The 16,904-nt window shown below is 65.7% G+C and carries 10 protein-coding genes and 1 tRNA gene; 4 read left to right on the plus strand and 7 right to left on the minus strand.

Annotated elements, in window-relative coordinates:
- Positions 1-51: 51 nt before the first annotated feature.
- Together FV220_RS10535 and FV220_RS10540 are read left to right on the plus strand one after the other, a co-directional pair.
- Entirely contained in the window at positions 52-2,700 is a 2,649-nt protein-coding gene (locus FV220_RS10535; protein WP_147831230.1) for a PD-(D/E)XK nuclease family protein, read from the plus strand.
- Entirely contained in the window at positions 2,700-6,071 is a 3,372-nt protein-coding gene (locus tag FV220_RS10540; protein ID WP_147831232.1) for a UvrD-helicase domain-containing protein, read from the plus strand. Before FV220_RS10535 ends, FV220_RS10540 begins: the two co-directional genes overlap by 1 nt.
- 281 nt (positions 6,072-6,352) lie before the next feature.
- On the opposite strand, the gene FV220_RS10545 is transcribed toward FV220_RS10540, so the two are convergent.
- The 7 genes from FV220_RS10545 to FV220_RS10575 all read right to left on the minus strand — a co-directional run bounded on the left by FV220_RS10545 (position 6,353) and on the right by FV220_RS10575 (position 15,287).
- Positions 6,353-8,041: a DUF6538 domain-containing protein gene (locus tag FV220_RS10545; protein WP_147831234.1), complete on the minus strand. Its 1,689-nt coding sequence runs from the start codon at positions 8,039-8,041 to the stop codon at positions 6,353-6,355.
- Positions 8,042-8,130: 89 nt separating this feature from the next.
- Positions 8,131-8,222: transfer RNA gene (locus FV220_RS10550), tRNA-Ser, on the minus strand.
- Between the two features lie 12 nt (positions 8,223-8,234).
- Positions 8,235-9,065 carry a glycosyltransferase family 2 protein gene (locus tag FV220_RS10555; RefSeq protein ID WP_056146135.1) on the minus strand — a complete coding sequence of 277 codons (831 nt, stop codon included), beginning with the start codon at positions 9,063-9,065 and terminating at the stop codon, positions 8,235-8,237.
- A 114-nt stretch (positions 9,066-9,179) separates the two neighbouring features.
- On the minus strand, positions 9,180-10,718 hold the full coding sequence (locus FV220_RS10560) for an AMP-binding protein (RefSeq protein WP_147831236.1): 1,539 nt from the start codon (positions 10,716-10,718) through the stop codon (positions 9,180-9,182).
- A 123-nt stretch (positions 10,719-10,841) separates the two neighbouring features.
- Complete coding sequence (locus FV220_RS10565) at positions 10,842-12,179, minus strand: methyl-accepting chemotaxis protein (protein WP_238253801.1); 1,338 nt, start codon at positions 12,177-12,179, stop codon at positions 10,842-10,844.
- Between the two features lie 559 nt (positions 12,180-12,738).
- Positions 12,739-14,883 (minus strand): HWE histidine kinase domain-containing protein, encoded by a 2,145-nt coding sequence (locus FV220_RS10570; RefSeq protein ID WP_147831244.1) that lies wholly within the window; start codon positions 14,881-14,883, stop codon positions 12,739-12,741.
- A 98-nt stretch (positions 14,884-14,981) separates the two neighbouring features.
- A complete protein-coding gene (locus tag FV220_RS10575; RefSeq protein WP_147831238.1) occupies positions 14,982-15,287 on the minus strand; it encodes a SelT/SelW/SelH family protein in 306 nt (101 codons plus the stop codon).
- A 232-nt stretch (positions 15,288-15,519) separates the two neighbouring features.
- Between FV220_RS10575 and FV220_RS10580 the strand changes: the two genes are divergently transcribed.
- The gene (locus FV220_RS10580; protein WP_147831240.1) at positions 15,520-16,173 is read left to right on the plus strand and encodes a LemA family protein; all 654 of its coding nucleotides are present in this window, start codon (positions 15,520-15,522) and stop codon (positions 16,171-16,173) included.
- Positions 16,174-16,222: 49 nt separating this feature from the next.
- Positions 16,223-16,904: TPM domain-containing protein (locus FV220_RS10585; RefSeq protein WP_147831242.1), on the plus strand; the 682-nt coding region annotated here is incomplete at its 3' end.

The raw sequence follows: 16,904 nt of genomic DNA on the forward strand, positions 1-16,904 counted from the left end.
CTTCGCTCATCTACGCTCGCCATTAATTAAGGGGCGGAACAGGGCGGGATCATGAAGCGGCGGACCTACATAGCGCACGGCCGCCTTGCCTCTCGTGAAATTCGTCTCGATGCCGCGCGTGGCCAGCGTCACGGCGTTCAGGTGATGTCCTTCGAGCAGATGGCGGCCCGGCTCGCTGGGGGGTTCATGCAGCCCATTGATGCCGAGGCGTTGCGCGATGCCATACAGCAAGCCTTACCAGACACGATGCTGGGGGAGCTGGACGCCATCAAGCTTTTGCCTGGCATGGTCGGCGCGGCCGCCGATACGCTGCAGAAGGTCTGGCGAACCGGCCTCGACCTCTCGGGGAGAAGCGCCGTTCACCCCCGCTTGGCTGCCATGGCGACGCTTGAGAAAGCTGTTCTGGCCGGTCTGCCTGCGTCGATGCTCCGGCCTGCCGATCTTGCCTGCAAAGCCTTGGCGCGCATCTCCCATGCACCCGTCCTGTTCGGCGAGATCGAGATCCTCGGCATCAGCGAACTTGCGCCCTGCTGGCGCGACCTGCTGCTCTCACTCGCGGAGACGCTACCGGTGCGCTGGAACGCCGGACCACGGTCGCTCCCCGAGTGGATCGAAGGCTCCGCGGTCAAGATTATCCGCTCGGCCCCCGCCACGCCGCAGGTGGAGGCAATAAGCGCCGCCAGTGGCTATCATGAAGCGATCGAGGCGCTGCGCTGGGCGCGCGAATTGATCGCGAGCGGGACCGCCAAGCCGGCCGAGATCGCGATCGCCGCCGCCGCACCCGCGGCCTACGACGACGAGTTCATGGCCCTCAGGGCAGACGCCAACCTCGATCTTCACTTCGTTCATAGTATCCGGGTGGTGACCACCCGCGACGGTCAGGCGGCCGCGGCGCTTGCTGACATCCTTGTGCGCGGTATCTCCCAAACGCGACTGCGGCGGCTTGCGACGCTGCTCTCTGGCTTAGGGCCGTTCAAGGAGCTGCCGGACGCCTGGCAGCGGGTCCTACCGTCCGGTGCGCCACTTTCGTCCGCAAATGCCTGGGCGCAGTTCCTGAATGGCCTTACCGCCGAGCATTGGCCCGACGGCATTGACCATACGCCCAAACTGCGCGCCATCATCGAAAGGCTTGCCGGCGGGTCCGCCCTTGCCGAAGAGACCGGCCCCGTATTCCTGTCAGGCGCCGCGCTCCGCATCTGGAGGAAGGCCCTGCTCGCCGGCAGCGGGGCCGCGATCGACGTCACCATCGACGGGCTTCGCCAGGAAGACCCCTCCGAGGCGTGCGTGTCGGTGGCTTGGCTGCCGGCATCGGCGCTCGCGGCCTCGCCCCGCAAGTTCGTGCGCCTGCTTGGCCTCACCTCGACCGGATGGCCACGACGAATCTCCGAAGACCGGCTGCTGTCGGATCACATCGTGCCCACGGGAGAGATCGACCCATGGCCCGTCACGGCGGCCGATCGGCGCGACTTCGAGACCATCCTGCGAACCACGACCACCCAGGTCGTGCTGTCGCGCGCGCGCCGTGACAAGGAAGGGCGGCTGCTCGGCAAAAGCCCGCTGCTGCGCGGACAGCCGGACTTCCGCTACATCCGGCGCAACCGGCGGCCAGACCACGCGATGAGCGAGACCGACCGGCTGCTCGCCCGTCCCGCCGATTTCGTTGACGGCGCCCAGGGGCGCGCGGTGGCGGAGTGCTGGCGCCACTGGCAGCAACCCGCGGTGACCCCGCATGATGGGATCGTCCCACCCGATCACCCCGCGCTCCTCGCTGCGCTCGATCGCGTGCAGTCGGCGAGCTCACTGACCAAGCTGCTGCGCAACCCGCTCGGTTTCACCTGGAGCTATGCGCTCGGGGTCAGGGCACCGGAAAGCGCAGAGGAGGCGCTGGTGCTCGACGCGCGCCAGAGCGGCATTCTGCTCCACGAAACACTCGATCATGCCGTGCGGATGCTGGAACGGCAGGGTAGCCTTGCCGCCGCAGGACCGGATCAGATCGAATCCGCCATCGAGCAGGCAGCCGCGGCCGTGGCCGAGCAGTGGCAGGGCCAGCAGGCGGTGCCGCCATTGGTGGTGTGGCGGCGCACGGTCGAGGACACCCGGGACACCGCCCGCAACGCGCTTCAACACCCGGGCGCGGCCCTCGACGGACAGAAGAGCTACACAGAGGTGCCTTTTGGCGGTCAGTCGGCCAAGTCTGGCGGCGGCTTGCCCTGGAATCCCGCCGGTCCGGTCGCGATCGCCGACACTGGGTTCCGGATCTCGGGCTATATCGACCGGCTCGATCTTTCCGGTGACGGCCGGCAGGCGCGGGTCCTCGACTACAAGAGCGGCCGGTTGCCCGCGAAACCGGTGACTCTGCAAGGAGGTAAGGAGCTGCAGCGCTGCCTTTACGCCTATGCGGTGAAAGCGCTTCTCGGCGACGAGATCGAGATCTATGCAGCGTTGCTTTACCCGCGCGATACCGAGACACGTCAACTCGAAGAGCCCGCCGTCGTGCTGGAGGCGCTGGCTACCCATCTTCGGGCGGCGCGGCAAAACCTGCTCGCCGGGCGGGCGTTGATCGGGCCGGACAATGGCGGGGAGTATGACGATCTGAGCTTCGCGCTGCCGGCGAATGCCACCAACGGGTATTGCCCTCGCAAGCTCGACCCGGTCCGCGAGGCGCTGGGCGATGCCGCACTCGTCTGGGAGGCGATCTGATGGCCAGCGTCGTTCCCGTCCTCCGTGACGAGGCTGCCCGGCTGGCCGCCATGACCGCGCATGATCGCTCCGTCCTGGTCGAGGCCGGTGCCGGCTCGGGCAAGACCGCCGTGATGGCTGGCAGGCTTGTCCTGTTGCTCGCCGGCGGTGCCGCGCCCAAAGCGATCGCAGCCGTGACCTTCACCGAACTCGCTGCCAGCGAGCTGCTGGCCCGTGTTCGCGATTTCATAGACGAATTGCTTGACGGGCATGTTCCGCGAGAGCTGCGCATCGCGCTGTCGGACGGCCTTTCGGCCGGGCAGCGGGGCAATCTTGATCAGGCCGCAGCCGCCATCGACGAGATCACCTGCTCGACGATCCACGGCTTCTGCCAGAGGCTCATCAAGCCTTATCCGGTCGAGGCCGACATCGATCCGGGGGCTTCGTTGATGGACGCTGGCCAGGCTGACCTGGTGTTCGGCGATACCGTCGATCGCTGGCTGCGCGACACGCTCAACTCGGGCGAGGAGAGTCTCGTCGCCGAGCTGGTGTTCCGCAACCCGACCAAGGCGAGTGAGCTGATCGCTATCGCCGCCGGCGCGCTGCGCGACAATCGCGTCCTGGCGGCACCCGTGACTGTAGCCATCGCGCCTTTGGCCGAGGCCTATCGCGCGGCTTCAGACGCCTATTGCGCTTTCGTGACCGGCGCGAAGGCCCAGGAACCGGAGAGCATCGCTGCCGCCACGGCCTTCGTTGAAATGGGCGTAGCCGTTGCGGGTGCAGCTGGCGACGATACTCCCGCAGCGCTCGTCCGCCTGCTCGCGTCGGTGCCGCACCCATCATTGTGTACGGCCAAGGGCAGTTTCAGTGTCTATAAGAAAAAGGGCAAATGGGAAGCCGCGGCAAAAGCAGCCGGCTTGGCCAAAGCGGATGGCGGTCTGCTCAACGAGCAGGCCGAAGCGCTGCATCTTACCTGCTGCCAGGGCTGGACGGCACTGCTCCAGGCGGTAGCGGCCCGCGTACTGGCCGATCTGATCACGGCCATTCAACCTATCGCCGACAGCTTCCGGACCTATAAGCGCTCCACGGCGCTGCTCGATTTCGATGACCTGATCTTCGCGGCGCGCGACCTGCTGCGCGATCATCCGGCGGTGCGACGAGCGCTGGCGACGCGTTACGCGCATGTGCTGGTGGACGAGTTCCAGGACACCGATCCGCTCCAGACCGAGATCTTCTGGCGGCTATGCGGCGATCCGGTCGATGGCGCCGACCCGCAGGATTGGGCGCGGTACCGGATCAGACCGGGAGCCCTGTTCCTCGTGGGCGATCCCAAGCAGGCGATCTACCGCTTCCGCGGTGCCGATGTGGCCGCGTACATCCGAGCACGCGAAGCAATCCGGGAGCAAGACCCGGACGCCTTGCTGTCGATCTCGACCAACTTCCGCTCCTGCACGGCGATCCTCGCTTATGTGAACGAGCGTTTCGCGCCGCATATGACGGTCGAGAAGGGGCAGCCAGGGTTCACCGCCCTCGACAGCTTCCACCCGGACCACGGGGAAGGGCTGTGCGTGGCCGCCCTCCCGGTCGCATGCGCGGGAGAGGACGGCAAGGCCAAGGCGGGCGCGCAACGCGACTGCGAAGCCGAGGCGGTGGCCGAGATGTGCTGCCGCCTAATCGGCAGCCAGATCATCGTCGATCGGAAAACCGACACGCGCCGGCCCTGCCGGCCTGGCGACATCGCGCTGCTGGCACCGGGTGGCACCGAGTTATGGCGGTACGAGGAGGCGCTCGAAAAGCGCGGCGTGCCGGTCGCGACGCAAGCAGGCAAGGGTTTTTACCGGCGCCAGGAAATCCAGGACCTTATCGCCATCACGCGCGTGATGGCGGACAGTCGTGACAGCCTCGCCCTGCTGGCGCTGCTGCGTGGCCCGTTGGTGGGACTGACCGAGGAGCAACTGCTCGATCTCGTCTGGAGCCAGCCGCGCGATCCGGAGCAGCCCGACGCGCGACCGAAGCTCACCATTCACCTCGATCCGCAGGCGATCGAGAATAGCCATGCGCGCGAGGTCATCGAGAAGCTGCAGTCACTGCGGCGCGGAATCAACCGCACCACCCCGTATCAGCTGCTGGCCGAGGCAATCGACGTCCTGCGCGTACGGCCTATCCTGCTCCATCGCCACGGTGGCCAAGCCGAGCGCCCGCTGGCCAATGTCGATCTCTTCCTCAGCCTGGCACAGCCCTATGGGGTGCGCGGACTGCGGGCCTTCGCAGACGCCATGAAGGCTGCTTGGGAGGGAAAGACCCGGTCCGTCGAAGGACGTCCCGATGCTCAGGAGGAAGCGGTCTCGCTGGTGACGATGCACGCTTCCAAGGGTCTCGAATGGCCTATCGTCGTACCGATCAACACGATGACGGCCGGCAATGACGTGCGCGACCCGATCATCGACAACGATACGAAGACCATCTACCTGCCGATTTTCGGCGTTGCCCCGACCGGCTACGAGGATGCCAAGGCCGCTGAGGTCGCCGAACGGGAGCGCGAACGGCTGCGGCTCTGGTACGTGGCAGCGACCCGCGCCCGCGAACTGCTCGTTTTGCCGAAGCTCGATGTCCCGCCGGGGAAGACCAGCTGGAACGGGCTGATGGACTTCGACCTCGACAACCTGCCGCTGGTCGAGATCGAGCAGCATCCGCCCGGATTCGAGACCATCGACGGCGATCCCGAGAATGCACAGACGCGCGAGATTTTTGCGGGCGAGGCTGCGGCTATCGTGGCAGCTGCCACCAGGCTGCGCTGGGTCGCGCCGAGCAGGGACGAGGATTCCTCGGGTCCGCTCGATATCGCGTCCGTCCCGCAGATTGTGGTTGCGGACAACGACGGGCCGCCCGCGAACGAAGCGTTCTCAATCCAGGGTGGCCGCGAGCGGGGACTTGTCATTCACAAGCTCCTGGAGGAGGTGCTGACCGGCGAAACGGCAGAGGATATTGGCGCGCTGGCCGACAGGGCCGGCGATCTCATCCGGGATCTTGGCCGTGAGCCGGGATCAGATCCCGCCAGTGGTCTGTCTGCGGATGAAATGGCCAGCACCGTCGCGAAAACCCTGGCCCTGCCGAAGGTCGCCGCCATCCGGTCGAAGCTGGTCCCCGAGCTGCCGGTTTATGGTTCGGCCCAGGACGACGGGTTCGAGCTTGCCATTTTCGGAATCGTTGATGCGCTCGCCATCGGTGACGACGGTAAGCCGGTGCTGGTCGTCGACTGGAAGAGCGACGTAAACCCGACTCCCGCCACCTCGGACCATTATCGATCGCAGGTTCGGCGTTATCTAGATGTAACAGGCATCCCGGAAGGAATGGTTGTGTACGTCACGACCGGTGATGTTCTCACCGTATGAACAGCTAGCACGGTCAGAAACAGGTCGCGATCATTGGCCAACGCAAAGAAGGCCCCTCACAACAGTCCTTCCGCCACCGCCTCTGCATGTAGCTCTCGGCGTGCAGAGTGTGGGCGATCTCCGCTGTCATCGCACGGGCGTTCCCGATCTGCATCGTCCTATCTGGCGGGGTAAAGCTCATACAATTTCGGTTCCTTTCATATATCCGATAAATGTGTAGGGCGGTGACAAAACCATCCACTGGAGCGTCGGCGGCGTGCCTTTGAGCCATGTGATAGGCACTATTTTTTTAGCCCACCCGGCACAGGAATTTGCTTAATCGCGGCGAACAACATCTCAACTGAATAATCATCGCCATAGAGCTCGCTCGATTCGCCTTCACTATGGCCCATCAGTCTGTTCCTGATCTCCGGCGGAATTCCACAATTTTTGCATTGGGTTGAGAAACGGTGTCTGAAGGAATGGCTTGGGCTGATGCGAGGATCCGTAATCCCAATTTTATCTCTTACCCATCTACTAATCACCTTAGTTGCGTTTCCCCCACGATTGCCGAATCGATCCGGCGTTGCGTCGGAAAATAGATCGTTTGTTTTACACGACGCAACGAATAGTAAAAATCCTTCCTCTATTAACTGAGGATGGATTGGAATGTGGCGTTTCGAACTAAAGTTTTTGAGATTTTTCTTTGCAATTCTGATTTCTTCGGATGCTGCAACTTCTCCTTCGTTGTCGTATTCAACCGTCATCCGAAAATAGTGAATTCCCATAGACGAGGCGACGTCGGATTTTTCCAACTGGCAGATCTCTGAAATGCGTGCGCCCGTGAAACAGGCGATCCAGGGAACCCACCTTCGATAGCCGTTGCGGTCACGTGCGGCCATGAGGACGCGAACGGTTTCTTCGTCGGTGAAATCGCGTTTTGCTGATCGCCGTTGCCCTTTCATGCCGGCCCGAGGCTGCTTCAGGCCCGCGAAGGGATTAACTGAGCATTTTCCATTCGCCACGGCCCAGCTGTAAATTGCTTTGATGGCGTTGAGGTCATTCGAAACGCTTTGTGCCGACCGCTTGGCAGCAGAGGCGCTCTTCCAGTCAGAAGCATCCGAGAGGCTGGCATTGTGGAATGTCAAACCTCGTTCCGTGAGAAAGGAGGTCCATCGGTGGACCTTGCTGGAGAACGTATAGAAGGTCTTCTCGGCCGGCTTATGATCACGTTTCCAACCCTGCAAAATTTCTTCCGGGGTTGGTGCACCCACCTTCTCGCGGGGAGACCGAATCAAGCGCTCCGTCCGATCATCGAGTCGAGTGATCGACGTCAGGGCAGGCGTGGGCCGGGTGGCTCCGCCTTGTCGATCCCTGAGGATCGTCATCACCTCCAACTCTGCTTCGACGAACGCCATATAGAGGCGCCGATCCGCCGGAGAACCGTATGCGATGTTCAATCCAGCATCGATGACGGTCATCATCGCATCGTGGCTGAAGTGAGCTGCAGCGCAGTCACCGCGCGCGTTGGCATCGCGCAGCTCAGCTTCCCTGGCAGCGATCTCCTGGCTGAGGGCAGTGAAGGCTTCGGGGCTCAGCGGCACGGCTCCCCGACGCAGGGCTTCGTCATTGGCGAGTTTGCGGTGGCGGAAGATGGCGACCAGCTTCTGAATGGTCTCGTTGTCGAGCTGTGAGATCAACGGCTGTGAGCTTAGAAGAAGGCGACGCTTGGCGAGGCTGATAAGAGTGTCTGCCTCACCATCCAGACGGCGCGCTCGGCGGCGAGCCTCATCCTCATCGCGGGTCCCAAGGCTGACCCAGAACTCGCGGCCTGCTCTGCTCGCTTTCAGAGAGACGGGAGCGCCCTCGTCGAAAATTCCATGGCCTGCGGTTCCGAGCACGGCCGGCATGTTCGCGCGCAGCGCTTCCGGAATGGTGCGACGAAAATAGAAGATGCCCCGACGCTGGACCAGACCCACCATCTGCCTCATGACTTCGTAGCACTCCTTCGTAGCAGGAGCGCACTCAGAAGCCTACGGCATCAGAAAGATGCCGTTATCGCAAGGGTTTAGGGGCCATATGGCGGAGACGGAGGGATTCGAACCCTCGATACCCCTTTCGGGGTATGCTCATTTAGCAAACGAGTGCCTTCAGCCGCTCGGCCACGTCTCCGTAGGGGTGGCTCTAGAATTTCGCGTCGGACGGGTCAACCCGCTTGGCCGGTTCAATAGGCGGCAACGGGGTGGAAATTAGCGCGCTGCGCCGTTCGTAGTGCTTGGCCACCCGGAGATGGCGGGAGATCGCGTAGTTCGCGGCTGTGAGGAAGCCGTAGACGCCCCTCACGAAATGGCGCCGGCCGAGATAGGCCTTCAGGAAATTCAGCGGCAGCTCGACGAAGATCCGCCAGGTGGGAATCGTGACGCCACGGGCTTCGAGGTCCCGGGCCTGCTGGTCGGAATAGCGGTTGAGCTTGTCGAGCTGATCGCCGAGCGAGCGCACGGAAAAGTGGTGGATGACCCCCTTCAGGCGTCCGACGCTGGCGCCGGGATCGAGCTCCACCCGGTCGTGGACGGGGGAGGGCGAGTAGCGGCCCCTGTCCTTGCGGTAGAGGCGCACGGGATGCAGGGCATAGGCCCAGGGATGGGGCCTCGACTCACCGGGGAAGATCTCCGCGATGGCGATGCGATAGGCCGGGTGGGCGGGTTCACCGGCGGCGAACAAGGTCCGGATGGCGTCGGAGAGGTCCGGGGGCACCACCTCGTCGGCATCGAGGTTGAGCAGCCAGTCGTGACGGCAGACGGTCTCGGCGAAGCGCTTCTGCGGGCCGTAGCCGGACCAGGTGTTGTGGATCACCCGCGCACCGAGGGAGGCCGCCAGGGCCTGCGTTCCATCGGTGGAGCCGGAATCGACCACCACGAGGTCGTCGGTCAGGTCACGGACCGCGCGGATGGTCGCGCCGATCCGGTCTGCTTCGTTGAAGGCGATGAGGAAGATCGAAAGCGGCGGCGCGGACATGGTGAGGGCTCTACGATATCGGTCCGGCCGGCCGATACACCTTTCTCGCCACGTTCGTCATGGAACGAAGACCCTGGACTCGGGATCGGCAGGGCTGGCCCGGCGATCTCGACCTCAAGCCGCGACCGGCTGGTCGGCGAGCCGCTTGCGCTGGACCTTGCCATTGGCGGTACGGGGCAGGGCATCGAGGAACCGGACCTCGCGCGGGCATTTGTAGGCGGCCAGTCTCTCGGCGCACCAGGCCAGGATCGAGGGTCCATCCGCTTCTTCCCCGGGCTTCAGCACCACGAAGGCGGCGATGACCTTCAGGTCGGCCCGGACGGCGAGTTCGGTGACGCCGACTTCCGCCACAGAGGGATGCCCCCCGACCACGCCCTCGACCTCGTTGGGCGAGACCCGGTAGCCGAGGGCGTTCATCAAGTCGTCGTTGCGCCCGTGGAACCAGAGGTAGCCGTCCCCGTCGAGGCTCGCGAGATCGCCGCCCGCGAACCATTCGCCGCGCAGGACAGCGGCTTCCTCCTCGGGCCGGTTCCAGTAGCCGAGCATCAGGCCGGGCTCCGTGCGGTGGATCGCGAGGAGCCCCGTCTCGCCCTCCGGCAGCGGCTCGTCCGGCCCGTCCACGGGCAGGATCGCCACGCGGCGCCCGGGCTGGGGCTTGCCGGGAGAGCCGGGCTTCACCGGGATGGTGGGGCCGCTGGAGACATAGGTGGAGATCTCGCTCATGCCGAGCGCCTCGTAGAGGGGCTTGCCGGTGGCGGCGGTCCAGGCGTCCAGCAGTTCGGCGGGAAGGGCCTCGCCGGCGGTGCAGCCGTGCCGCAGGCGGGACAGATCGTGCGCGGACAGATCGGCGTATTTCAGGATCTGGCGGTAGAGGCTCGGCACGGCGGCAAACAGCGTCGCACCGTGCCGGGCGATGAGGGCTGGCCATACGGCGGGATCGCGGGGCCCGTCGTAGAGGACGCTCGTGGCGCCGCAGGCCCAGGGATCGGTGATGCCGACGCCGAGCGTATAGGTCCAGTTCATGGTGCCGGCATGCAGCATGACGTCGGCCTCCGTCAGCCCCAGCCAATGCGCATGCATCGGGCGGCGCCCCCAGATCGCGCGATGGGCATGGAGCACGCCCTTCGGCCGGCTGGTGGTGCCGGAGGTGTAGACCAGGGTCGCCGGATCGTCCGCCGCGGTGTCGGCGTACTCCGCCACCGGCTCGGCACGCTTCATCGCGGCGATCTCGGAGGGGCCAAGGACGATGCGGCCCTCGGCCTCGGCCGGGTCGAGACGGTGGCCCGCCCCGGTCACCACGACGGCGGCGCCGGAATTCTCAATGAGGAACATGGCTTCCGCCGGCGTCAGCTGGGGCGAGGAGGGGAGGGCCACCAGCCCGGCGGCGAGGGCGCCGAAATACACGAGGACGTAATCCGCCTCGTTGCCCATCCGGATCATCACGCGGTCGCCGCGGCGCAGGCCGAGGGCGAGGAGACCGGCGGCGATGCCGCGCACGGCACGGTCGGCCTCGGCGAAGGTCAGGTGAAACGCCCCGTCCTCCGCGCCCGCCATGATCAGCGCGGTCTTGTCCGGCCGCAGGCGCGCATTCTCAGCGAGACAGTGGCGGGCGGCATTGAAACGGGCCGGTGGAGGAGCGTCCGGTCGGATCATGAAACGGTTCGGGTTCTCGCGTGGCGACGCGCTCAAGCCATGCCGAAACCCGCGGCCGGCAACAAGGGGCCGCCCGCGGGACTTCGGAACGTTCGAGTGCGCGCTACCCACAAGGGGCGTCGATCACGCAGCCTTGACGGCGAGCAACTCTTTGGCCGCCGCGAGCATCTCCTTCATGGCGGCGGAAGCGGCCTGATAGGCCGGCGTGCCCACGTCCCAATTGTTCGCGGCGACGGCGTCGGTCATCGTCTTGGCTTCCTCGAGCGCTGTCTTCTCGGCAGCGGCGAGACGGGCCAGTGCCGGATGATCGCGCAGCGGGCCATTCCGCAGGTCCGTGCAGACGCTGTGATCCGCGCGGCCGAGCATCGTCGGATCGGAGGACGCGGCCGGGGCGAGGCCGACGAGGATGCGGGCGAGCTTGCGCTTCCACATGCCGACATCCGCCGGCAGGCAGACCAGGCCATGGGCCTTGACGCGTCCGCTTTCCGCCGCGAGGGCGGTCCGGCCGAAATCCTCGGCCTTCACGAGACGCGTCGTGATCTTGTCGATCTCCTCATGGGTCTTGGCGGCCTTGCCGGCGATGTTCTGCACGCTGGTGGAGATTTCGGCGGTGGCCGAACGCTGCTGGGCGAGCATCTGCGAGATCGCCTGGTTCAGGTCGCTCGCCTGGGAGATCCGCTCGTTGGTCTGCTCGACCCGCGTTTCCAGTTGCTCGACGATGGCCCGGCCGGACGTGACCGCATTCCGGCTCTCGCCGACGGCGGTGGAGATGGCCGACATCTCCGATGTCAGCGTGCTGAGAAGCCCCCGGATCTCGCCCGTGGACTTGGCGGTCTGGGCGGACAGCGACTTCACTTCGGCCGCGACCACGGAGAACCCGCGACCGGCCTCGCCGGCGCGCGCCGCCTCGATGGTCGCGTTGAGGGCGAGCAGGTTGGTTTGGGCGGAGATCGACGCGATGGCGGTCGCCATGACCTCGATCTGGGCGATGGCCCGCTCCAGCACCACGACCCGCTCCGAGATGAGCGAGGTGCGGACGTCGATCTCCTGCATGGCGGACTTGGCCTCGCGCCCGTCGCCGATGCAGGCGCTCATGGCGGTCAGGGCGTCCTGGGCGACGGTGACGACCGTGTCGGACGTCTGGGAGACCTCGGCGATGGATGCCGCCATCTCTTCCGTGGCGCCGGCGATCGTCTGCGTGGCGCGGGCGACTTCGCCGACATCGTAGGTCATCCAGCCGATGTTGATGGCCGCCTCGGACGTCTCCTTCGCCATGGTGGCGATGGAGGAGAGGTTACGCTGATTGTCGTCCTCGCCACGGCCGTTGAGGCGCTCGATCGCGGATTTGAGCTTTCCGTCGGGCAGGTCGATCGTCGACAGCCCCTGGCTCGACATCAGCGCTTCCACCGCAGCACCGAGACGAAGGTCGTCGGCCTCAGTCTGCTGAGCCGCGGTAGGCACCGCAACCGTGTCGTTGGCCGGACGCTTTCGGGAGAAGCCAATCATAAAACTACAACCTTGAGATACCGATAAGACAAAGTCATAAACGCTATTGTTTAATGGCGCCTTAGCAGTCCCCCCTTCCGCGCCGGCCGGAACGAATGGTTTGTCGACTTCCCGGATACCGGCGCCAGCAACCAATGGTAACCGTGCGCCATGTTGCGGACGATTTCTTTTCCATGGCAGTATCGAACACCGGAGCCCCAAGACAGAAGAGCCGACCGATCTAATGACCTAGTCTTAGCATGACGCGCAGATAAAAATCCTCGGTTTCGCCTTTTGCCCAATCACACCATTGAGCCAAAAGAATTAATCTCAAACCAATGATAAGATATCGGTGTACTTGTAGTTGAATTATAGCTCATAGGACGCCGCAACCCCTAAAGTAAATTTGTTCCGAGCTTCGCGCCGATGCGGTGGGAGATTATTCCGCGCGGACGAACGAGGCACGATGGGACACCGACGTGTAGAAAGTATTCGGCGGCACGTACACCATGACTTGCTCGGCTCGCTGAAGAGCTCAAGCCGAATGGGGGAGAAGCGTCGCGGGTCGCAGGGGAACGAGGCCCGCCTTGCGCTCGAGCAGGGTCGGCGGAGGCACGGGCGCTTCGATCGAGCAGACCACGCCGCTGGCCGCGAACATGAGCTGGACCTCGCCATCGAGCTCGCGGGCGAGACTGCGCTCGATGAGGCGCGAGCCGAACCCGGTGCGTGTCGGCTTCGTCACCGGTGGCCCGCCGCTCTCGCTCCAGCGCAGGAGGAGGCGGGTTTCCGGCTCCTTCACCACGCTCCAGCTGATCGTCACGGTGCCACCCTCCCGCGAGAGCGAGCCGTACTTGACCGCGTTGGTGCCGAGTTCGTGCAGCGCCATGGCGATGGAGAGCGCGAGCCGGGGCGGCAGGCGCAGATGCGGTCCCGACACGATGAATCGGGATCGACCCGCTTCGGTGGAATCGAGGGGAGCGGTGGCATCGGCCACCACGTTGCCGAGTTCCGCTCCCTCCCAGCTTTCGCGGGTGAGGACGTCGTGAACGCGGGCGAGTGCCAGGAGCCTCGCTTCGAACGCGGCCTTGGCCGCCGCCGCCTCCGGCGTGTCGAGGCCGCGCAGGGACTGGATGGCGATGGATTGGACGGTGGCGAGGGTGTTCTTCACGCGGTGGTTGAGTTCATGGATGAGCAGGAGCAGATGCTCTTCCGCGCGCTTGGCATCGGTGATGTCGACGTTGCAGCCGGTATAGCCGAGGAAGGTTCCCGTATCGTCGAGGCGCGGCACGCCTTCGCATCGCAGCCAGCGCACCACCCCGTCGCGATCCACGACCCGAACCTCCGCCCTCACGGGAACGCGGCCGACGAAGGCGTCAGAGAACTTGGCGGAGAACGCCGGCAGGTCGTCCGGATGGACGATCGTCTGCCACCCGCCGGCCGCCAGCGCGCTGGCCGGCTTCCCGAACAGGTGGTCGAAATGCAGGTTGGCGAAGCTGATCTCCCCGACCTCGTCCGTCATCCAGATCAGGGCGGGGGCCGAATCCGCCATGTGCCGGAATCGTGCCTCGCTCTCGCGCAGGGCCGAAAGGCCGCGTTCCGTCTCGGCGAGCGCCGTATCGCGTTCCTCGCCTCGGGTCCGTAGGCGCAGGGAGGCGTCCGCCAGCACGTCGCCGAGACGGCGGATCTCGTGGATCGGCGAGGTGATGCGCGGGATCGCCTCGCCGCGCGCCAAAGCCGGCCCCGTCGCCACGAGGCGGCGCAGCGGCTGCGAGACCTTCGACCAGAGATTGATGGCCAGGATCGACGAGGTCGCGAGGACGAGGAGGCCGAAGCCGGTGAAGGCCCAGATCCATCCGCGCAGTCGCGCATCCACCAGGGCCTTCGGAATCACCGCGCTCACCGTCCAGCCGGTGAGGCGCGAGCGGGCCTCCACGACCGTGACGGGGCGCATGTTGAAATCCTTGCCTTCCCAAACCCCCGGCGTCTCGGTCTGGCGCTGGCGAAGGGTCGCGAGGCGCGGGCGCCCGACGATCGATGCCGGATCGGGGATGCGGGCGAGGGCGATGCCGTCCCGGTCCGACACGCCCGTCATCCAGCCCTGGACGTATTCCCGGCCGAGGATGCCCTGCAGCCGGCTCACCGGCGCGAGGAAGCTGAGGACATAGGCGACCTCGCCCTCGGTCTGGACCGGCACGGCGATGGCATAGGTCGCGCGGTCGGGCATGCTGCCCGACAGGATGCCGGAGATCATCGCCCGCTGCGTGCCCGATGCGATCTCGCGGTCGAAGGGCAGGGCGGTCTTCGGCAGCGGCGCTCCGCGCGGGACCGAGGTGTTCACCAGTTGCTGGCCGTCCGGCCGACGCAGCAGGATGTCGAGCCCGACGGTTTCCCGGACGAGCCGTGCCTGCGCGTCGAAATTCTCGAATTCCGAGTCCTTCAGGCGGGGCGACGTCGCCAGGGTCTGCAGCACGGAGACGAGCCCCGCCGTGTCGCGGTCGATGGAGAGGGCGATCCCGCGAACGTTCTCGCGCGCATCCTGCTCGAAGCGCGCCCGCTCGGTCCCGGCATAGCGAAACAGCAGGATCGCCGTGAACAGCAATCCCGGCCCGATCAACGCCACCACGAGGGCGACCAGATACACCTGCGTCGAGAACCCGCGCTGCCGGATGCGCGCGAACAGCCGGCCCGGGGCCGTGGCCTGCCACCCACCGCTCTTCGTCCGCTCGGAAGCGGGGTCGATGTGGTTCTCGGGCTCGGCGTCGTGATGGGTCTCGGCGGTCATGGCCTGTCGATGTGACCGAGGTCGCGGGACGGCGCCAGCCGATCGCGGACACGCTGTTTCAAGGTCTTCACGTCGGGAAATCCCCCGTCCCGCGTCCGGTCCCAGATCGTCTCCGATCCGCAGACGATCTGGAAGACGCCGCCATTCCCCGGGATCAGGGCGACCTCGCCGATATCGTCGCGGAAGGTGGAGAGGAGCTCCTGCGCCATCCAGCCGGCGCGCAGGAGCCACTGACACTGCGTGCAGTAGGTGATGGAAACCCTGGGTTTCTCGACCTGTGGGGCAGGTGGCGTTTCATCCATGGCCGGCACAGCGACCCATGCACGGTGCCTTGTCAACCTGCCAGCGTAACAGTCGGCCCGTCGCTTGAACCGTTCGGCTCCCTGATAGACAGGGCGTTTGACGGCAGGAGCGCGCCCACCCGGCCTTTCACCCGCGGCATCGCGCCCTATCTCCACGAGCGTAGCCGGGCGGCAGGGGCCTGGACCCGTCCATACCATGCCCGATGCCGCGCCCGTCCGCGAGGAGCCACCCATGCCGTCCGTTCTGCGTCCCGCCGCCGCCGCGCCCTTCGCGCGCTCGCCCCGCCCATCGCTGATCCGCCGGATGCGGTCCGCGCTCGTCGCCGTCGCCCTGGCCACGACCCTTTCGGGCTGCGGCGCGATCAACCGGGTGCCCACCCTGGAGGAGAGCGCGAAATCCTCGTGGAGCGAGGTTCAGAACCAGTACCAGCGCCGCGCCGATCTGATCCCGAACCTCGTGGAGACGGTGAAGGGCTACGCGCAGCAGGAGAAGGACGTGCTCGTCGGCGTCACCGAAGCCCGCGCGAAGGCGTCGAGCGTGAAGGTCGACGCCTCCACCGTCTCCGATCCCCAGAAGTTCAAGGAGTTCCAGGACGCCCAGAACCAGCTCTCCGGCGCCCTGGGCCGTCTCCTCGTCACCGTCGAGCGTTATCCCGACCTCAAGTCGAACCAGAACTTCCTGGCGCTGCAATCCCAGTTGGAGGGTACCGAGAACCGGATCGCGGTGGCGCGCCGCGACTATATCGGTGCCGTCCAGGCCTACAACACCGAGGTCCGCACCATTCCGGGCCGCTGGATCGCCGCGTGGTTCTATCCCGAATCGAAGCCGATGGAGACGTTCACGGCGACGCCCAATTCGGACAAGCCGCCAACCGTGAAGTTCTAGCGCGGTGACGAGGGCAACGGTTGTTCGAGGGCGCGCGCCAGCGTCCGTCATGGCACTCGTCCTCGTCATCCTGGCGGGGATGCTGCTGCTGGTGCGCGGCGAGGCCATGGCGGCGGAGCCGACCTTCCCGGCCCTGAGCGGCCGGGTCGTGGATGCCGCCGGTATCCTCAAGCCGGACGAGACGGCCGCCCTCGATGCGCAACTGAAGGCCTACGAGGAGAAGACCTCCGATCAGGTCGTCGTGGCGACGGTGCCCAACCTCCAGGGACTGACCATCGAGGATTACGGCAACCGGCTGTTCCGCTCCTGGGCCATCGGGCAGGCCAAGACCAACAACGGCGCGCTCCTCCTCGTGGCGCCCAACGACCGCAAGGTCAGGATCGAGGTCGGCTACGGCCTCGAAGGGGCGCTCACCGACGCCCTGTCGAAGGTCATCATCACCACCTCCATCGCGCCCCGCTTCAAGACGGGGGATTACGGCGGCGGCATCAAGGCCGGAATCGATGCCATGCTGTCGATCCTGAGCGGCGACGCCGAGGAGTGGCAGCGCAAGGGGAAGGTGCGAAGCGACGAGGCAGAGCCGTCCCACGTCGTCGGCTTCATCGTCCTCTTCCTGGTGATTCTGTTCGTCGTGTACCGGATGAATCGGGGCCGCCGTGGAGGCGGGTTCATCATCCTGCCCGGCCCATCCTCGGGGGGATGGAGCGGCGGCGTCTCCGGCGGCTTCGGGG

Origin of the sequence: Methylobacterium sp. WL19, assembly GCF_008040005.1 — a bacterium.
Taxonomy (GTDB): Bacteria; Pseudomonadota; Alphaproteobacteria; order Rhizobiales; family Beijerinckiaceae; genus Methylobacterium; species Methylobacterium bullatum.